20 protein-coding genes are annotated in these 16582 nt (G+C 68.3%); 14 read left to right on the top strand and 6 right to left on the bottom strand.

Annotated features, from left to right (window positions below; all coding sequences use genetic code 11):
• Positions 1–33: 33 nt before the first annotated feature.
• The 4 genes from mgtE (at position 34) to DFQ14_RS21880 (ending at position 3501) form a co-directional block, all read left to right on the top strand.
• On the top strand, positions 34–1365 hold the full coding sequence (mgtE, locus tag DFQ14_RS13350; RefSeq protein WP_114453607.1) for a magnesium transporter: 1332 nt from the start codon (positions 34–36) through the stop codon (positions 1363–1365).
• A gap of 86 nt (positions 1366–1451) precedes the next feature.
• On the top strand, positions 1452–2411 hold the full coding sequence (locus tag DFQ14_RS13355; protein WP_114453608.1) for an HpcH/HpaI aldolase/citrate lyase family protein: 960 nt from the start codon (positions 1452–1454) through the stop codon (positions 2409–2411).
• A 416-nt stretch (positions 2412–2827) separates the two neighbouring features.
• Positions 2828–3352 (top strand): YflT domain-containing protein, encoded by a 525-nt coding sequence (locus DFQ14_RS13365; protein ID WP_114453610.1) that lies wholly within the window; start codon positions 2828–2830, stop codon positions 3350–3352.
• Positions 3349–3501 carry a hypothetical protein gene (locus tag DFQ14_RS21880; protein ID WP_158546699.1) on the top strand — a complete coding sequence of 51 codons (153 nt, stop codon included), beginning with the start codon at positions 3349–3351 and terminating at the stop codon, positions 3499–3501. The genes DFQ14_RS13365 and DFQ14_RS21880 overlap by 4 nt, the downstream gene beginning before the upstream one ends.
• A 362-nt stretch (positions 3502–3863) precedes the next feature.
• Here the strand turns inward: DFQ14_RS21880 and DFQ14_RS13370 are convergent, their stop codons facing one another.
• Positions 3864–4103: an HC3 family zinc finger protein gene (locus DFQ14_RS13370; protein WP_114453611.1), complete on the bottom strand. Its 240-nt coding sequence runs from the start codon at positions 4101–4103 to the stop codon at positions 3864–3866.
• A 141-nt stretch (positions 4104–4244) separates the two neighbouring features.
• Here DFQ14_RS13370 and DFQ14_RS13375 point away from each other — a divergent pair, with 141 nt between their 5' ends.
• Together DFQ14_RS13375 and DFQ14_RS13380 are read left to right on the top strand one after the other, a co-directional pair.
• Complete coding sequence (locus DFQ14_RS13375) at positions 4245–5096, top strand: helix-turn-helix domain-containing protein (protein WP_114453612.1); 852 nt, start codon at positions 4245–4247, stop codon at positions 5094–5096.
• Positions 5093–5296: a DUF397 domain-containing protein gene (locus DFQ14_RS13380; protein WP_114453613.1), complete on the top strand. Its 204-nt coding sequence runs from the start codon at positions 5093–5095 to the stop codon at positions 5294–5296. The genes DFQ14_RS13375 and DFQ14_RS13380 overlap by 4 nt, the downstream gene beginning before the upstream one ends.
• A 59-nt stretch (positions 5297–5355) precedes the next feature.
• Here the strand turns inward: DFQ14_RS13380 and DFQ14_RS13385 are convergent, their stop codons facing one another.
• Positions 5356–5865, bottom strand: coding sequence for a MarR family winged helix-turn-helix transcriptional regulator (locus DFQ14_RS13385; protein WP_420810168.1), 510 nt, complete (start codon positions 5863–5865; stop codon positions 5356–5358).
• 221 nt (positions 5866–6086) lie between these two features.
• On the opposite strand from DFQ14_RS13385, the gene wrbA reads away from it, so the two are divergent.
• The 3 genes from wrbA to DFQ14_RS13400 all read left to right on the top strand — a co-directional run bounded on the left by wrbA (position 6087) and on the right by DFQ14_RS13400 (position 8454).
• Positions 6087–6701: an NAD(P)H:quinone oxidoreductase gene (gene wrbA, locus DFQ14_RS13390; protein ID WP_114453614.1), complete on the top strand. Its 615-nt coding sequence runs from the start codon at positions 6087–6089 to the stop codon at positions 6699–6701.
• A 146-nt stretch (positions 6702–6847) separates the two neighbouring features.
• Positions 6848–7816, top strand: a complete 969-nt coding sequence (locus DFQ14_RS13395; RefSeq protein WP_114453615.1) for a ring-cleaving dioxygenase — start codon at positions 6848–6850, stop codon at positions 7814–7816.
• On the top strand, positions 7813–8454 hold the full coding sequence (locus DFQ14_RS13400; RefSeq protein WP_114453616.1) for an alpha/beta hydrolase: 642 nt from the start codon (positions 7813–7815) through the stop codon (positions 8452–8454). Before DFQ14_RS13395 ends, DFQ14_RS13400 begins: the two co-directional genes overlap by 4 nt.
• 39 nt (positions 8455–8493) lie before the next feature.
• On the opposite strand, the gene DFQ14_RS13405 is transcribed toward DFQ14_RS13400, so the two are convergent.
• From DFQ14_RS13405 to DFQ14_RS13415, 3 genes are all read right to left on the bottom strand, one after another.
• Positions 8494–9201 (bottom strand): CAP domain-containing protein, encoded by a 708-nt coding sequence (locus tag DFQ14_RS13405; protein ID WP_246195524.1) that lies wholly within the window; start codon positions 9199–9201, stop codon positions 8494–8496.
• Positions 9202–9901: 700 nt separating this feature from the next.
• Positions 9902–10999, bottom strand: a complete 1098-nt coding sequence (locus tag DFQ14_RS13410; protein ID WP_114453617.1) for a magnesium and cobalt transport protein CorA — start codon at positions 10997–10999, stop codon at positions 9902–9904.
• Positions 11000–11405: 406 nt separating this feature from the next.
• Positions 11406–11834, bottom strand: a complete 429-nt coding sequence (locus tag DFQ14_RS13415; RefSeq protein ID WP_246195523.1) for an NUDIX hydrolase — start codon at positions 11832–11834, stop codon at positions 11406–11408.
• Between the two features lie 145 nt (positions 11835–11979).
• Here DFQ14_RS13415 and DFQ14_RS22050 point away from each other — a divergent pair, with 145 nt between their 5' ends.
• The 5 genes from DFQ14_RS22050 (at position 11980) to DFQ14_RS13435 (ending at position 15321) form a co-directional block, all read left to right on the top strand.
• On the top strand, positions 11980–12141 hold the full coding sequence (locus DFQ14_RS22050; protein WP_170206326.1) for a hypothetical protein: 162 nt from the start codon (positions 11980–11982) through the stop codon (positions 12139–12141).
• Positions 12142–12163: 22 nt separating this feature from the next.
• Positions 12164–12733, top strand: coding sequence for a PH domain-containing protein (locus tag DFQ14_RS13420; protein WP_114453725.1), 570 nt, complete (start codon positions 12164–12166; stop codon positions 12731–12733).
• Positions 12734–13038: 305 nt separating this feature from the next.
• Positions 13039–13911 (top strand): PHP domain-containing protein, encoded by an 873-nt coding sequence (locus DFQ14_RS13425; protein ID WP_179951577.1) that lies wholly within the window; start codon positions 13039–13041, stop codon positions 13909–13911.
• 123 nt (positions 13912–14034) lie between these two features.
• The gene (locus DFQ14_RS13430; protein ID WP_114453727.1) at positions 14035–14865 is read left to right on the top strand and encodes a RecB family exonuclease; all 831 of its coding nucleotides are present in this window, start codon (positions 14035–14037) and stop codon (positions 14863–14865) included.
• A gap of 186 nt (positions 14866–15051) precedes the next feature.
• The gene (locus DFQ14_RS13435; RefSeq protein WP_114453619.1) at positions 15052–15321 is read left to right on the top strand and encodes a hypothetical protein; all 270 of its coding nucleotides are present in this window, start codon (positions 15052–15054) and stop codon (positions 15319–15321) included.
• 52 nt (positions 15322–15373) lie between these two features.
• Here DFQ14_RS13435 and DFQ14_RS13440 read toward each other — a convergent pair whose 3' ends face one another.
• Complete coding sequence (locus DFQ14_RS13440; RefSeq protein WP_114453620.1) at positions 15374–16582, bottom strand: Rv3212 family protein; 1209 nt, start codon at positions 16580–16582, stop codon at positions 15374–15376.

A 16582-nucleotide genomic window follows, 5' to 3' on the forward strand; every position in this document is an offset into this window, starting at 1 on the left:
AGCACCGCAGTGCGCAACTTGTGAGGAGCCTTCATGGGAGCCGACGCGCTCAGTGAGTTGCTGGATCGCAACGACGTCGCCGGTATGCAGGCCTGGCTGGCCGAGCACCAACCCCATGTGATCGCCGATGAGCTGGGTCGCCAGGACGCGGTGACGGCGGGGCTGCTGTTCCGGTTGCTGGACAAGGACCGGGCGCTGACGGTGTTCGAGGAGCTTGATCCGGTCGATCAGCAGAACGTGCTCTCCGGGCTGCGTGACCGGTCTTTTCACGAACTGGTCGAGGCGATGAATCCCGACGACCGGGCACGGTTGCTCGGGGAAGCTCCCGCGAAGTTCGCCCAGCGCGTGCTGGCCGGTCTGAGCGTGCGGGAACGGGCGCTGACCGCCGACCTGCTCGGCTACCCGGAAGGCTCGGTCGGCCGGTACATGAGCCCCGAGGTCGTGCCGCTGCGCCACCACCTCACGGCGGGCCGGGCGCTGGATACGGTACGCGTCAAGGGAGAGGGCGCCGAGACCGTGTACACCCTTCCGGTGGTGGACGACCAGCGCAAGCTCTTCGGCGTGGTCACCCTGCGGCATCTCGTGCTCAGCCCGCCCGACCGGCCGATCATCGAACTGGTCGACACGGAGGTCCCCTACGTTCAGGCCGTCGACGACGCCGAGGCCGGGGCCCGGCTGATGCAGCAGGCCAACCTGCTCGCGCTGCCCGTGGTCGACAGCGAGGACAGGGTGGTCGGGTTGTTGACCATCGATGACGCCGTCGAGCTGATCGAGGCCGCCGATACCGAGGACATCGCGCGCCAGTCGGCCACCACGCCGTGGAGCGGCCACTACATGGCCGCCGGTGTCCTGCAGCTCGCGCGCTCCCGTGTCGTGTGGCTGCTGCTGCTCATCGTCGCCGCGACCCTGACCGTCAACGTGCTGCAGGCTTTCGAGGCCGCCCTGGACCAGGTCACCGCGCTGGCGCTGTTCATCCCGCTGCTCATCGGCACCGGCGGCAACGCCGGTTCCCAGGCGGCCACCGCCGCGGTCCGGGCGCTGGCCGTCGGGGAAGTCCGCACCACCGATGTGTTGCGCATCGCCGGGCGCGAGTGCCGGGTCGGGCTTCTGCTCGGTGCCATGCTCGCCGTCGTCGGGTTCGCCGTCGGCGCCCTCCTGGTCGACATCCCGGTCGCAGGCACCGTCGCGCTGTCCATCATCGCCATCTGCGCGTGGGCGACGATGGTCGGATCCACCATGCCTCTGCTGGCCAAACGCGTCGGCATCGACCCTGCCGCGGTGTCCGCACCCCTGGTGACCACTCTGGTCGACGCCACGGGACTGATCATCTACTTCCTCATCGCCCGCGTGATCCTCGGCGTCTGAACCGCCGCACGCGAGCGGCCCCGCTCGGGTAAGGCCGGGCTCGTGGTAAACACAACGGCAGTCGCCGTCCCGAGGAGGAGCTCGCCGTGGTCGACCGTCACCGTCCCCGCCGTACGTGTCTGGCAGTGCCGGGATCCAGCCCGAAGATGATCGACAAGGCGCGGGGGTTGGACGTCGACCAGTTCTTCCTCGATCTGGAGGACGCGGTCGCGCCGCTGGCCAAAGCACCGGCACGGGAGACCGTCGTCGCCGCGCTCAACGAGGGTGGCTGGGAGGGCAAGACCCGTACCGTGCGGGTCAACGATCCGACCAGCGAGTGGGCCTACCGGGATGTGCTGGAGGTCGTGGAGGGAGCGGGGTCGGCGCTCGACACGATCATGCTGCCCAAGGTCGGCAGTCCCGACCAGGTGCACTGGCTGGACCTGAGTCTGGGCCAGATCGAGAAGGCGATCGGTCTCGAAGCGGGAACGATCGGTATCGAGGCACAGATCGAGGACGCGCGGGGTCTGGTCGACGTCGACGCGATCGCGGCCGCCTCGCCGAGGCTGGAGACGTTGGTCTTCGGTCCCGCCGACTTCATGGCCTCGATCAACATGCGTTCGCTGACGGTGGGTGAGCAACCACCCGGCTACGACGTCGGTGATGCCTACCACTACATCCTGATGCGCCTGCTCATGGCCGCTCGCGCCCGGGACCTGCAGGTTCTCGACGGGCCGTACCTGCAGATCAAGGACATCGACGGGCTCAGGAGGGTCGCCGGTCGTTCGGCCGCGCTCGGTTTGGACGGCAAGTGGGTGCTGCATCCCGATCAGGTGGATGCGGTCAACGAGATCTTCTCGCCGCGGCAGGAGGACTACGACCACGCCGAGAACATCCTGGACGCCTACGAGTGGCACACCTCCGAGGCGGGAGGCAAGCGCGGTGCGGCGATGCTCGGTGACGAGATGATCGACGAAGCCTCGCGCAAGATGGCGCTGGTCGTCGCCGGGAAGGGCCGTGCCGCCGGGATGCGGCGCGCCGACCGCTGGACTCCGCCCCGGGACTGAGAGCTGCCCCGCTTTCCGGGCGGATACGAGGGCTCGCCGCGCTGATCTCGGTGCCGACGCGCTGACGTTGATGCTCATCGTGATGCTGCTCAACCTCGTCGCCCGCCTGATCACCCTGCTGTTCTCCCCCGAGAACTCCCGCTGAAGCGCTCCGGCACCGAGCAGGACGCGACAGGGGCAGGGCACGTCATCGGACGCGAGAAACCGAGAATGTTGCCAGCGGCCGAGCCCGTGGGAGATGATCTCGCAAAGGCGAGCGGGAGTAGCCTGGAGGAAACAGGACAACCGGCAGGTTTCGGACCTGCTCCCGGTGAGCAGCCCCGAGGTGAGCAGCACAGGTGCTCGCTGCGGGAACGAAGAGCACAGCACAGCGAGCCGCCCGGACCCGGGCAGCGAGTGTCACGGAGGTGTCAACGGTGTCCAGCCCGTTTTCCGGCTCCGCCCGGCCGGGGCCGGGCGCTCCGAGCCTGCCCACTCCACCGTCCGGTTGGCCGATCGGCTCGTACGCCACCTACGAGGAGGCGCAGCGCGCCGTCGATCATCTCGCCGACAACGATTTCCCGGTGCAGGAGGTCACGATCGTCGGGGTGGACCTCATGCTCGTGGAGCGCGTCACGGGCCGGTTGAACTGGGCGCGCGTCCTCGGTGGGGGTGCTGCTTCGGGCGCCTGGTTCGGTCTGTTCGTCGGCTTCATCATGGGCTTGTTCTCCGCGCAGGGTGCGTGGTTCGGGCCGGTGCTGGTCGGTCTCGGGGCCGGTGTGGTGTTCGGCATGATCTTCGCGGCCGTCGGCTATGCCTCCACGCGGGGGCGCCGTGACTTCTCGTCGGCCAGTCAGCTCGTCGCGGGCCGTTATGACGTGCTGGCCCAACCCAGCCATGCCGAGCAGGGACGCGACCTGCTCGCCCGCCTCGCCATGCGCCCGCCACCGTCGCAGCAGTGACGGCCACGTACTGCTGCGGTCACCATGGGACCGTTCCGGGCGACGTGGCGGCCACGGAACGGATTCCGGCCTTGATGGTCCCGATGGTGCTCGGCTTCGAGATGCTGTTGCCGGCAGCGATCCCGTTCACCACGGGTTCGTTCGCCTGACTCGGGCGAGGACATCCTCCGACGGCACGTCGGTGATCATCGAGCGCCCGCACGAGACATTCGCCGCGCAACTGACCGGCGCGGCAGAGGAGCACGCGCGTAGTGCTCGGCCATTCACGTCTCTCCGGCGAAGGTGACGAGTGCCCACACGGGAGGTAGCCACTTTCCCGGTCGAGTCGGCCGGGGGTGGATCCGGTGGCCGGGCGGGGGGAGGACGCGTTGCCCGGCCACCGGGCGGTCCTGTGCGGGTCGGGGGTCACCGCGCAGGACCGGGTCTCAGGTGCTGCTGATCGCAGGTGATGCCGTCCGATGGGGAGCCGAGCCGGTGACGTGCTGCCCCGACTCCGGCCCGAGCGCGCTGCTCACGAGGACGAGGACCGCTGCTGTTGCTCCTTCAGGAGACGCCAGCAGTCCATGCAGGTCTGCTTCATGATCCAGTCGATGTCCTCGGCCACCCGCTGCAACTCGTCGGTGCTGACCTCGACCCCGCACATCGCCTCGACCGTCTCGCCCGGCTCGGCCCGACGTGCCCGCACCTCGAACGCGTGCCGCCCACTCGACACCGGCTGCCACAACCCCACCCGCGTCCCGTCACTGCGCATGCCTACCTCCTCGGTTGGTTCCTACATCACAAAATATTTCTAGATATTCTGAGGATCCACAAGACGCCCGATCGGGTGGTTGCCTTGGCCGGAGAGGACAGGGAAGGGAAGATCAACGAGTTCTGTTGAGGAGGCCCGCATATGGCAATGAGTCCGACCGTGCGTAGTCGCCGCTTGGGTGCCCAGCTGCGTGACCTGCGGACGAACGCCAATATTCGCGGTATTGAGCTCGCCAAGGCTGCGGGCGTTTCACAGTCGCACCTGTCGCAGTGCGAAAACGGACGTGCGGTCCTCGCCGCGAAGCAGCTTGACGCGGCGCTTGCCCATCTCGGCGTTGCCGACGACCAGGCAGAGCACATGCAAGAACTACGTCGCGACGCCGCGAAGAAAGGCTGGTGGCACGACTTCGTCGATGTGCTCCCGGAGCAGGTCGAAGTGCTGATAGGCCTCGAAACAGAGGCCAGTTGGCTACGCACCTATGAGGGTGGGGTCATTCCTGGATTGCTCCAGACCAGGGACTACGCGGAAGCCGTGATCAGCGCTGCGACACCGTATGTGCGTCCCGAGGACATCGAACGGCGGGTGGACCTCCGGATGCGGCGCCAGGAACGTCTGGCCGAGCCCGACTGCCAACTCACGGCTGTGATCGGGGAGGAGGCCATCCGTTACCAGGTAGGCGGTGCCGCAGTGTTGCGTGAGCAGCTGTACCACCTGATCAACGTGGTTGCCAGGTACAACGTCACGGTGCAGGTCGTGCCGTTCACTGCAGGGGCGCACCCGGGGCGTGGCGAGAACTACATGATCTTGAGCTTCCCCGAGCCCACCGATCCCGAAGCTGTGTACTTGGAGACATTGACATCCTGGGCGTTCCGCGAGAAGCCTCACGAGATACGCGCGTACACCTACACGTTCAACGCCATCACAGCCTTGGCATTATCTCCCAAGGAGAGCATGGAGCTGATCAACGTAGCTGCTGAGGAGCTGACAGGATGAAGGCCAATTCCGAGCCGCAGCCACTGACCGGGGACTGGCGCAAGTCCAGCAGGAGCAACGGGACCGGTAACTGCGTCGAGGTGTCGGTGGGTCCTGTGGTGGGGGTGCGCGACACCAAGAACCGCCACGGCGGGGTGCTGGTGTTCGGTGAGCGCGCGTGGGCGGATTTCCTCGCGCACCTCAAGGCCGATCGGTCCTGATCCCAGGACACGGGGCAACACCTTCAGCATCGGCGACGAACGCCTGCCGCCGGATGCGTTCACCGAGGAGAGTTCGCGTCGCCGTTGCTTTCCCGCAGGGTGCGCATGGCTTCGGCCAGCGATGCCGACATCTCCGTGCCGAGCGGGGCGAGCACACGCTTGCGGAGGATGTCGGCGCAGGCCTTCCGCGCCTGTTCGGCGGTCTCGCGACCGTGCTCGGTGAGCACGGCGTAGGTGACCCGTCGGTCGGTTTCGCAGGGTTCGCGCTCGATCAGGTCGGCCGCGGCCAGCCGGTCGGCGACCTTGGTGAACCCCCCGCTGCTGAGCGCGGCCTCGTGCGCCAGCCGCGTCATCGGCAGCCGGTGATCCGGCGAGCGGATCAGACGCACCAGGATGTCGAACGAGGCGGGGGAGAGGGCGAAACGCTCGGCGATCTCGGCCATCAGCCGCTCCTGGGTGACGTGATAGCCCTCGATGACCAGGCCCCACCAGGTGACGATCTCGTCGTCGTCGGTGCACGGGTCGGCCCCACCCGGTTCCTTGTGCTCCGGCACGCCCTGGTCCGGCAGCGCCGTCGCCGCGTCGTCGGAGTTCACGATGCCCCCTCGTTCACTGTTGCCTCGCCACCGGCCAGGTTACCGGCCGGTCTGTGTCCGGAAACATCTTCCCTGCAAAGGAAATATCTTTCGCGCGAGAAGTGTTGTGGGTAGTGTCCGAGTCGGGTGGAGGTGACCACCCGCAGCGATCCGGCAGGGATCGCAGCACAGACACGACGACAGGAGCGTTACCCATGAGCGAGCCCGTCAAGCTCAGCATCGTCTACTACTCGTCCACCGGCACGATCGCCGAGATCGCGAACACGCTGGTGGCCGAGGCCGAGGCCGCCGGTGCGCAGGTGCGGCTGCGCAAGGCTCCCGAGCTCGCCCCCGACGCCGCGATCGACTCGAACCCGGCCTGGCGGGCCAACCTCGAGGCCACCAGCTCGGTACCCGAGGTCACCGCCGACGACGTGGTGTGGGCCGACGCGGTGATCTTCGGTTCGCCGACCCGCTACGGCAACATCGCCGCCCAGCTCAAGCAGTTCATCGACAGCCTCGGCGGCGAGTGGCAGCAGGGCCTGCTGGCCGACAAGATCTACAGCGGCTTCACCTCGAGCGCGACCCAGCACGGCGGTCAGGAGTCCACGCTGCTGGCGCTGTACAACACGATCCACCACTTCGGCGGGATCATCGTCAGCCCGGGCTACACCGACGGCTCGAAGTTCGTCGACGGCAACCCCTACGGCACCAGCCACGTGGACGCCCAGGGTGAGATCAAGGTCGGCGACGTCACCCGCACGGCCGCGGCCGTGCAGGCCAAGCGCGTGGTCTCGGTCGCCAAGGCGCTCAAGGACGGCGCCGCCTGAGAGGCTGCCAGTCCGAAGACAGGCATTGAGGCCGCCCGCATCCCTGCCCGAGCCGGTCCGGCCTCCCCGGCCCGGCTCGGGTTTCACCACCCGCCGAGGGTCGCGCGCCGCGTGTCCCCCGGTGGCTTCTCAGACCAGGAGCACTCATGTCCATCGCCACTTCCGGCCTGCACCACGTGACGGCGATCGCGGGCAACCCGCAGCGCAACGCGGACTTCTACCTGAAGACGCTGGGGCTGCGGATGGTCAAGACCACCGTGAACTTCGACGACCCCGGTACCTACCACCTCTACTACGGTGACGAGTCCGGTCGACCCGGCTCGTTGATGACCTTCTTCCCGTTCGACGGCGCGCCCAGCGGGCGCCAGGGCACCGGGCAGGCCACCACGACCGCGTTCTCGGTGCCGGAGCACTCGATCGGCTGGTGGAAGCAGCACCTCGAAAGCGTCGGTGTCGACGCCGGCCGGGTCCACAACCGCGACGGCGAGGACGCGTTGACCTTCCGCGACCCCGACGGGCTCGGGCTGTCGCTGGTCGCACACCCCCAGGGCGATCCGCGCGCGCCGTGGGACAACGGCGTGGTTCCGGCCGAGCACGGCATCCGCGGCCTGCACTCCGTGACGCTGTCGGTCACGCAGGAGGAAGCCACCGCCGGGATGCTGGACGGGCTGGGTTTGCGCCTGGTCTCCGAGGAAGGCAATCGATTCCGGTTCGCCGCGGGCGACGGCGGCCCGGGAGCCTTCGCCGACGTGCTCGTCACCCCGGGCGCCCCCCAGGGCATGGTCGCCGCGGGCACCGTGCACCACGTCGCCTGGCGTGCTCCCGACCAGCAGACCCAGGCGAACTGGCGCCAGGAACTCGTGGGCAGCGGCGTGAACGTCACATCCATCTTGGACCGCCAGTACTTCCGGTCCATCTACTTCCGCGAACCCGGCGGAACGCTGCTGGAGATCGCCAGCGACGACCCCGGCTTCACCGCCGACGAACCGTTGCTGGAGCTCGGGCGTGCGCTCAAGCTCCCGCCGTGGCTGGAACCGAGCCGCGAGCAGATCGAGGCCGCACTGCCCTCGCTGAACCTGCCCAGTGAGAACAACCCGGAGACGATGTCGGCATGAGTACGACGGACCTGTCCCTGAACCACGGTTTCCGGGAAGGATCGGCGGAGTCCCCCGTCCTGCTGCTGTTGCACGGCACCGGCGGCAGCCCGCAGGACCTGGTCGGACTGGGCCAGGAGATCAGCCCGGAATCCACGTTGCTGGCACCGGCGGGCCCGGTCTCGGAGAACGGGGCCGCCCGGTGGTTCCGGCGGCGGGCCGAGGGTGTCTTCGACACCGAGGACGTCATCGCCCGCACGCACCAACTCGCCGACTTCCTCGAAGAGGCCCGGCAACACTACGGGCTGGGTACCCGGCGGCTCGTGGCCGTCGGATTCTCCAACGGAGCCAACATCGCCGCGGCGCTGACCCTGCTGCGGCCGCAAGCGCTCCAGGAGGCCATCCTGTTCGCCGCGATGCTGCCCGTGCCCGAGCCCCCGGCGCACGACCTGGCGGGGACGCGCGTGTTCCTGTCCAACGGGGAACGCGATCCGATGGCGCCCATGCAGCCTGTCGGTGAACTCGTCACGGCACTCGAACAGCGCGGTGCCCGAGTACGGTCCCACCGGCATCCCGGTGGTCACCAGATCACCCGTGAAGGTCTGCAGGAGGCCGTGCAGTGGTTCCGGCACGGCTCCGCCGGGGCCGGAACGCGGTGACGTGACCGTCGCGAATCCTGCCGCCGGCGGGCCGTGGGATCACTTCTCGCGCGGCCGTCCGAGGTTCTGGGTCCAGTAGTGCTCCCACTCGCCGGAGGAATCGCGGACGTAGCCGACACCGAGTTCGGTGAACGAGCAGTCCATGATGTTCGCGCGATGCTCCGGACTGGTCATCCACTGCCGGAAGGTTTCCTCGGCGGTGTTGTTGCCCACCGCGACGTTTTCGCCGACGTAGTTGCTCCGGTACCCGGCGTCCTTGGCTCTCTCGATGTGCCCGAGCCCGGCGCTGCTGCGGTGTGCCAGGAAGTCGTGCCGAGCCATGTCCCGGCTGTGTGCGCGGGCGGATCGGCTGAGCGCCGGATCGAGCCGCAGAGGTGGGCAGCCGGCGCGGGCTCTGGCCCGGTTGGTCAGTTCGAGGATGCGATGCTCGGCTCGGGACTGCCGCCCGGCTTCCGCCGACGGATCGGAAGAGCTCACCGAGGACTCCACGGGTGGTCCGGAGGAGCGTATCGGCGATTCCTCGGGATGTTGCGAGGAATGCGTCGGGGACTCCTCGGGATGCTCTGAAGAGCGCACCGTGGAGGTCACGGTCGGTACCGGTGACTGCTGCGTGGACTCCACGGGAACCCGGTCCGACTGATGGGCGGGCTCTCCGGAGGGTTCGTGCATGCCGACCAGGACGGCGGCCGTGACCAGTACGGCAGGTACGGCAACGAGGCTCGTCCGGGCGGGCGGATTCCATCCCATACGCGTGACCCTTCTCGCTCGGGGGCCGGAGCGGCACGAAGTCCGGCCCCCCGAGAATTCGCCACGAATGGACCAGCCCATACCGCTTGGCCCCCTTCGAGGGACACGTGGCAGAAGGAATTCATGCGGGCGGGTGGCCGCGGCGACGCGAGTTGCAGCGCGGATCGGCCCCGGGTCAGATCTGCTGCGCGATGATGATGAACAGGGCGGCGATCCACCCCATGATCAGGGTGCACAGGACGGCCAGCTTGTTGGTGACCAGACGGGTCATGGCGGTACCTCCGAGAACGTGAGAACGGGTGTGCCCGGACGAGCGCGGGCTCGTCCGCGGGCTTTGCCGGAATTGCCCTCACGATGTGGTCCGCGGGTGGCACCCGTGCGTGGCGCACACGATCGGCGTGCGCGGCGCGACGGGAATCGCGTCCCACATCGCGCCGGGTTTTCGCCTCGAGGTGCCGGAAGGGGAACCGGGCAGCCGGTGGTGTCCTGCCGACTGCTCACGATGCGGTACGGCGTGCACGGCTACCTCCCCACGTGTCTCCGTCGGCCTCGTTGCCCGCAGGTGACCGCTGCGCGCGTGTGGAGGCGAGAGGAACGGACACGGGCGTCTTCTGCCGATGTGCCCCTGCGAAGGTGCCCCCGCCCGGATCGGCCCCGCGCCGTATGTCGCGGGCGGGCCGGAATTCGTTACGTTCCATCGTCACAACCACTTGTTCCGACGGAAGATCTTGAACAGGACCACGCAGGCGATCAGCATCACCAGCAGCGCGACCGGATATCCGAATTTCCAGTCGGTTTCGGGCATGATCTCGAAGTTCATCCCGTAGACTCCGGCGATCATGGTCGGAGTGGAGATGATCGCCACCCACGCCGAGATCTTGCGCATGTCGGTGTTCTGCTGCAGTGTGATCTTGGCCAGTGTGGCGTCGACCAGTGTGGTCAGCAGTTCGTCGAAGGAGGCCACCCGCTCGGACACCGTCGTCAGGTGGTCGTCGACATTGCGGAAGTACGAGCGCACCTGTTCCGGAACGGCCGGGGTGTAGCCCTCGGCGAGCCGTTGCAGCGGTTTGGCCAGGGGCATCACGGCCCGCCGCAGTTCCAGGACCTCGCGCTTCATCAGGTAGATCTGCTCGGCGCCGACCTTGGTGCGCAGGGCGAAGACCTCGGCCTCGATCCTGTCGATGTCGTCCTGGATGGTCTCGGTGACCTCGAGATAGGTGTCCACCACGTGATCGGCGATTCCGTGCAGCACCGCTGCCGGGCCGAGAATCATCTGCTCGGGCGTCTGCTCCAGTTCCCGGCGCACCCGGCCCAGGCCCGCGTGCTTGCCGTGTCGCACCGTGATGACGAAGTCACGGCCGACGAAAGCCATCAGTTCGCCGCTCTCCACGATCTCGCTGTTGGCCGTGAATGTCCGGTTCGCCACGTAGCGGACCGTTTTGAGCACCATGAACAGGGTGTCGCCGTAGCGCTCCAGCTTGGGGCGCTGGTGCGCGTGCACGGCATCCTCCACCGCGAGCTCGTGCAGCTCGAACGTCTCGGCGATGCCGTTGATCTGGTGCTCGTCCGGTTCGTGCAGTCCGATCCAGACGAAGCCGGTGCCGCGCCGCCGGACCTCGTCCAGAGCTTCCTCGTGCGTCCAGCGCCCGCCGAGCCGCTCGCCGTCGATGTAGACGGCGCAGTCCACGACCGACGCCGACAGCGGGGAAGGGGTGGTGGAGGCAAGCGGAGTGCGGTCCGGAGCACGACCGTTGCGGGTGGTGCGGTTCCGCAGGCCGAGCGAGGGCAGGGTGGGCACGGTGACCTCCAGGAAAGGCGGGGACGGCTGTGCGAGTCGTTCGAGACCGCGGACGCATCCCGGCCGGAGGCCGTACCGATGTCAGTGCGGACCGATTGCTTCCTGGGTGACCTCGTCGGCGGGGATGCGGCCGGTACTACACGGAGGTGCGCTGTCGGTACTGCTCGGCACGAATCCTCACCTCCCCGGGGTCGGCCACCTGTGCGGTGGTTCCTTGTCAACCGGGGAGCCACCATACCTCGTCGGTGTGGACACGTCCCCTCGGCGGCGGCCGGAGTCACACCACGGGCGAAGCGGTGAATCTTCGCTGCGGTGCCCGTGCGCTCCCGGTCCCGGCGTGCTGCGGCCGGCGTCCTCGGGAGGTCCGATCGGCGGTGGTGGCGTGCGAGGCGGGGACCGGAGTCCGTCACTCGTCACAGGGCAGGCAGCCCCACTCCCGCAGGAACTCCCCGAGATTTTCGGTGAGGGTCCTCGCCCGATCGAGTGTGGTGAACGTCGCACGGCCCGCCCACATGGCGTCGGCGGCATCATCACCTGCGCGCAGAGTCCCGTGAGCATCCCGGCAGAGGTAATCGAGGATCTCGTAGGTGTGTTGCGATCCGTGCCATCGGATCCGGCCCGCGAGGGGGCCGACGGTCACGGAGAGCCCGGTCTCCTCCCGGACTTCACGCTGTACCGCGACCCGGTCGGTCTCTCCGCGCTCCACCCGTCCGCCGGGGAGGGACCACTTGCCCTGCCCAGGAGAATTGGCCCGCCGAACCAGCAACAGCCGGCCCTGCGGGTCGTGGACGACCGCACCGACGCAACGGATCACGGGAGGCTCCGATATGATCACCAACACGTAGCGTAGCGGATTCGGAGCCGATCGGGCAGGACTGACCCATGTGCGCGAAAAACCTGCCGTACAGCGGCCGAGTGCGGTACAACGGATCAGCAGGCGCCGGCACGACTACAGGGCATTTCGGACGGGGTGCGTCACAGTGAACATCAAGAAGATCCTCACCTGGGCCGGGATCGCGTTCCTTCTGTTCTTCCTCATCTCTGCGCCCGCTCAGGCGAGTGAGGTGGTGAACGGCATTCTCGCCAGTCTCCGCCAGGCCGCTGAAGCGGTGATCACCTTCATGCAGAACCTCTTCCGCTAAAGAACTTCTGGAGGCGGTGGCCTTGTTCGCACCGAGAGATCCCGACGAGTACCTGCTCGACACCGAACGGCGGGTCATCCGGGTTCGCAGGCACTGGGCGTGTCTGGTGTGGGATCTCTTCGAGGCGGTGGGACTGCTCGTCGGCATCGTGATGGTGTCCTACCTGCTGCCCGAGGGAGCCTGGCTGCCGCAGAACATTCTGTGGTACGGGGGCTTGTTCGTGCTGATGCGGTTCACGTACCAGATCCTCGACTGGTACGTGGAGCGCATCGTGGTGACGGACAAACGTTTCGTGATCGTGGAGGGCATCTTCACGACCTCGGTGCAGATGATGCCGATCACCAAGGTCACCGACCTGACCTATCGCCGCACTGTCCCCGGCCGGATGTTGGGCTACGGGACCATGGTCGTGGAGTCGGCCGGGCAGATCCAGGCGCTGAACAGGATCGAGTACCTGCCCAATCCCGAGCAGGTCTTCGATGCGATCTCCGCGCTCGTGTTCGGTGAGAAGAAGGTCCAGCAGGACCGGTTCTCGATGCTCAAGGCCCGGCGTGCCGCGGTGGGGAGGACACGGGCCAAGCTCGGCAAGTAACTTCTGAGAAGTTGCGTGGATGGGCTTGGGCCGCGGTGCGGGTGGCGGGACCTCCGGCTGCGCCTCGCTGCGGTAGCCCCGACATCAGGTAGTCACTCTCCATCACGTCGGGACTGTCCTCGCGAGGCCGTGCGGCGAAAACCCGCGGCGGTGCCGGCTGCCTCCGTGGAAAAGAAAGCGGCTGACGCCGCTTGCCGAAGCAACCGCACACAGCCGACCGGTCGACTTCTGAGAAGTTGCGTGGATGGGCTTGGGCCGCGGTGCGGGTGGCGGGACCTCCGGCGTCGTCGGCCACACTGGTGGGTGTGCGTATTGACCTGCACACCCATTCCACCGCCTCCGACGGGACCGACACGCCGGAGGAACTCGTCGCCGTCGCGGTCGAGGCCGGGCTCGACGCCATCGCACTGACCGACCACGACACCACGGCGGGATGGGCGGCGGCCCAACATGCGGTGCGGCGTTCGGGCCGGGCCGGGCGAATCCGCCTGGTTCCCGGCGCGGAACTGTCGTGCCACTGCCCGGACGGCCGAGGGAACTCGATCACCGTCCACGTGCTGGCCTACCTGTTCGATCCCCTGTCGCAGGCGCTGGTCGAGGAACAGGCGCGGTTGCGTGCCCGGCGACGGTCACGACTGCACGCCATGGCACGACGAATGGCCGAGGACGGATTTCCGGTGGATCCCGAAGCCCTGATGGCGCAACTGCCCGCGGATTCGCCGGGCGGACGCCCCCACTTGGCACGTGCCCTGATCAACGGCGGAACGGTGGCCAGTGTGGACGAAGCGTTCGCCCGCTACCTGGGATCCGACGGCAGTTACTACCTTCCGAGAACGGACACTCCCGTGCGGCGTGCCATCGAGATGGTCACCGAGGCGGGTGGTGCCACGGTCCTGGCGCATCCCCTCGCGACCACCCGTGGCCCGACGGTGACCGCCGACGTGATCGCCGAACTCGCCGAGTACGGCCTGGCGGGGGTGGAGGTCGACCACCCCGATCACGACGCCCCCGCCCGTGCACGGCTGCGCGCTCTCGCCGGAGAGCTCGACCTGATCACCACAGGCAGCAGCGACTACCACGGGAGCAACAAGACCATCCGGATCGGGCAGGAGACCACCGATCCGGAGTCCCTGGAGCGGCTGGCGCAACGCTGCACCGGCAGCGAGATCATCGAATGATCAACCGCACGGCGAGCTCGCCTGCCGAACGCCGCAGTGTTCCCGCAGCGCTCGCCGTCCCCGGCCGCTGCTGTGGCCGGGGACGATCCGCGGAAGGGCGCAGTACTGCGTAATGTGGTGTGCGTGCAGGGGCGGCTGGAACTCGAAGGTATTCCCGACCGGCTGGTGCGAGTGACACCGGCCCGGCTGGGCACCTGGTCGATCTGCCCGCGCCGGTACCGGATGACCTACCTCGACAGGCCCGCACCGTCGCGCGGCGGTGCCTGGGCGCACAGCACGCTGGGCGCGGTGGTGCACAACGCACTGCGCGCACTGTTCGAGCTCCCCGCGCATCGGCGGACGCCCGAACAGGCCGCGCTGCTCCTGCGGCAGCACTGGAAGAGCGATGGGTTCGCGGGAGCGGAGCAGGCCGCCGAATACCGGCGGCGTGCGGAAGGCTGGCTGAGCGACTACGTCGATCGGTTCGGCGACAGCGATACCGTCGTCGGGGTCGAACGCCGGGTGTCGGCGGCGACGGGCACGATCATCGCCGAGGGACGGGTGGACCGAATCGATCAGCGCGCCGGTGAACTCGTCGTGGTGGACTACAAGACCGGCAGGCATGCGCTGAGTGCCGAGGACGCGCGCGATTCACGCGCGCTCGCCCTGTACGCTCTGGCGGTGCGGGGGATGTCGCACCGTACGTGCAGGCGGGTCGAACTGCACCATCTGCCGACGGGACGGATACTCGCGTGGGAACACACCGAGGAATCCCTTGCCCGGCACCGGTCCCGAGCGGAGGAACTCGCGGCAGAGCTGCAGGCGGCAACGGATGCGCTGCACACGGGGCAGAACGCCGATACCACTTTTCCACCGCGTACCGGGCGGCACTGTTCCTCGTGTGACTTCCGGCAGCACTGCCCCGACGGCAGGCGGGCTGCACCGGATATCGCGCCGTGGGCATTGCTGGGGTAGGCGACGATGAGACCGACCGGGTTCGGTGAGGACGGGTCGATGCGGGCAGTTGCGGGACAGCGCGGACAGGAGGCGCAGGCGGTGTCACCACGGCCGTGCGGTCGGAAGGAGACTGCCGACCGGGAGGCGCGGGAGCCGGTGCCACACCGGCGTCGGAAGGATGCCGCCGGGAAGCCGCCCAGTCGAGTGGGCGGTCTCGTACGCGGGCTCACCGGATCGCTGGCGGCGGGGCTTCTGGTGCTCGCGGTCACGCTGCTGGGAGTCCAGCTCTGGGCGACGAACAGCGGGCTGCCGGGGCCCGGTGCGGGTGTCGTGATCGGTCATCTCGTGGCGTCCGTGGTCGCGCTCGTGGCGCAGGCGGTGGCCGATCGTCGGCGGGGCCTCGCCGGAGGCCTGTCCGCCGCCGTGGTCCTCGCCGTGGTGCTCGGGGCGCTCTGGTACTGGTGGTGGTTCTGAGGAGTACCGGGAAGGCGGGGGCCGAACCACCGCCTCCTCGGTGCAGGACCTCTCAGCGCAGGGCCACCAGGGTGTTCCCGCGCTGCTCGAGCAGGACACCCCCGGCGGATCCGAGCTCGAGATCGCCCCGGTACCCCCGGCGGTCCACGGAGATGAGCCGCTCCCGGGTCCCGTCGGCCGGGTCGTGCACGGCGATGCCGCCCGGAACCGGGATCAGCAGCTTGCTCGCGACGACGGTACCGGACCCGAGCGTGCCCGAAACCGTCCACATCGGCTTCAGGGTCGCGGGGTCGAGCGCCACGGTGTTGCCGCCGGTGTGCCAGTAGATCACCCGATCTCCGGTGGTGGACTCGATCCGCACGCCGCCCTGTGGAGGCGGCGGCTGGGTAGCGCGCAACGGGAACCGTCCGCGAACGGTCCCCGAGGCGTCGTAGACGACCAGCTCGGAGCGGTCGTACAGCGCAACGGCCACTCGTGTTTCGGTCACCGCGACCACCCCGGCGTTCGACCCCGCCAGTGTGGTACTGAGCACTTCCTCGGGATGTGCACCGTCCTCCGGGTGAGCCTTGAGCACGGTGATGCGGTCACCCGGTGCCCGCGGGCACTCCTCGATGACGCCGACCCGTTCCCGACCGACCGCGATCGAGGAGTATTCGCACTCGGGTCGTTCCAGGTTGTTGTCCGGGTTCTTCGGTGCGTGCGGAACCCCGTACTGCTGCGTGCGCACGAGGTCGGAACGCCAGGTCTCGAAGAGTCCACGCCCGGTGGCGGTGACGTAATCACCGCCGGACAGCAGGCGGGTGCCGAACGGGACGTCGCTGTTGCGCTGCGGGCCCCGCTTGCCCGTCGCCCCTTCCAGAGAAGTCACCTCGCTGCAGTTGTGCGAGGTGCGATACACCGCGATCGCGCGTTGCCACTCGGATCCGACAGTGCACAGGGGAAGATCCCGCGCGTAGCGCCAGTGAACCTCGCCGGTGACCGGATCGCGCCCGAGAACCTCGCCCTCCGCGGCGGTGACCACGGCCGGGCCGGCCACGACCGGTTGGGGAGTGGCCGGGCTGGGAGCTCGCCATGCTTCCTGCAACGCGGTCGGAACCGTATCGGGAGGATGCACTGCGGCGATCGGTTCCGCTGCCGGGTGCGAGACCGTCGCCCGAACGTCGCTGTGCCACCAGATCACGGCCGAAACGAGCAGCACCGCGACCGTGATCAATCCCACTGTGGCGAGGTCGGCTCTCGTGCGCCGCTCCGGCCGTATCAC

Origin of the sequence: Halopolyspora algeriensis (genome assembly GCF_003337235.1) — a bacterium.
Classification (GTDB): domain Bacteria; phylum Actinomycetota; class Actinomycetes; order Mycobacteriales; family Pseudonocardiaceae; genus Haloactinomyces; species Haloactinomyces algeriensis.

Bases quoted from the DNA above. Each gene is read 5' to 3' on its own strand.
- DFQ14_RS13400 (WP_114453616.1), top strand. From the start codon at position 7,813: ATGAGTACGACGGACCTGTCCCTGAACCACGGTTTCCGGGAAGGATCG.
- DFQ14_RS13375 (WP_114453612.1), top strand. From the start codon at position 4,245: ATGGCAATGAGTCCGACCGTGCGTAGTCGCCGCTTGGGTGCCCAGCTG.
- DFQ14_RS13395 (WP_114453615.1), top strand. From the start codon at position 6,848: ATGTCCATCGCCACTTCCGGCCTGCACCACGTGACGGCGATCGCGGGC.
- DFQ14_RS13370 (WP_114453611.1), bottom strand. From the start codon at position 4,103: ATGCGCAGTGACGGGACGCGGGTGGGGTTGTGGCAGCCGGTGTCGAGT.
- mgtE (WP_114453607.1), top strand. From the start codon at position 34: ATGGGAGCCGACGCGCTCAGTGAGTTGCTGGATCGCAACGACGTCGCC.
- DFQ14_RS13380 (WP_114453613.1), top strand. From the start codon at position 5,093: ATGAAGGCCAATTCCGAGCCGCAGCCACTGACCGGGGACTGGCGCAAG.
- wrbA (WP_114453614.1), top strand. From the start codon at position 6,087: ATGAGCGAGCCCGTCAAGCTCAGCATCGTCTACTACTCGTCCACCGGC.
- DFQ14_RS13405 (WP_246195524.1), bottom strand. From the start codon at position 9,201: ATGGGATGGAATCCGCCCGCCCGGACGAGCCTCGTTGCCGTACCTGCC.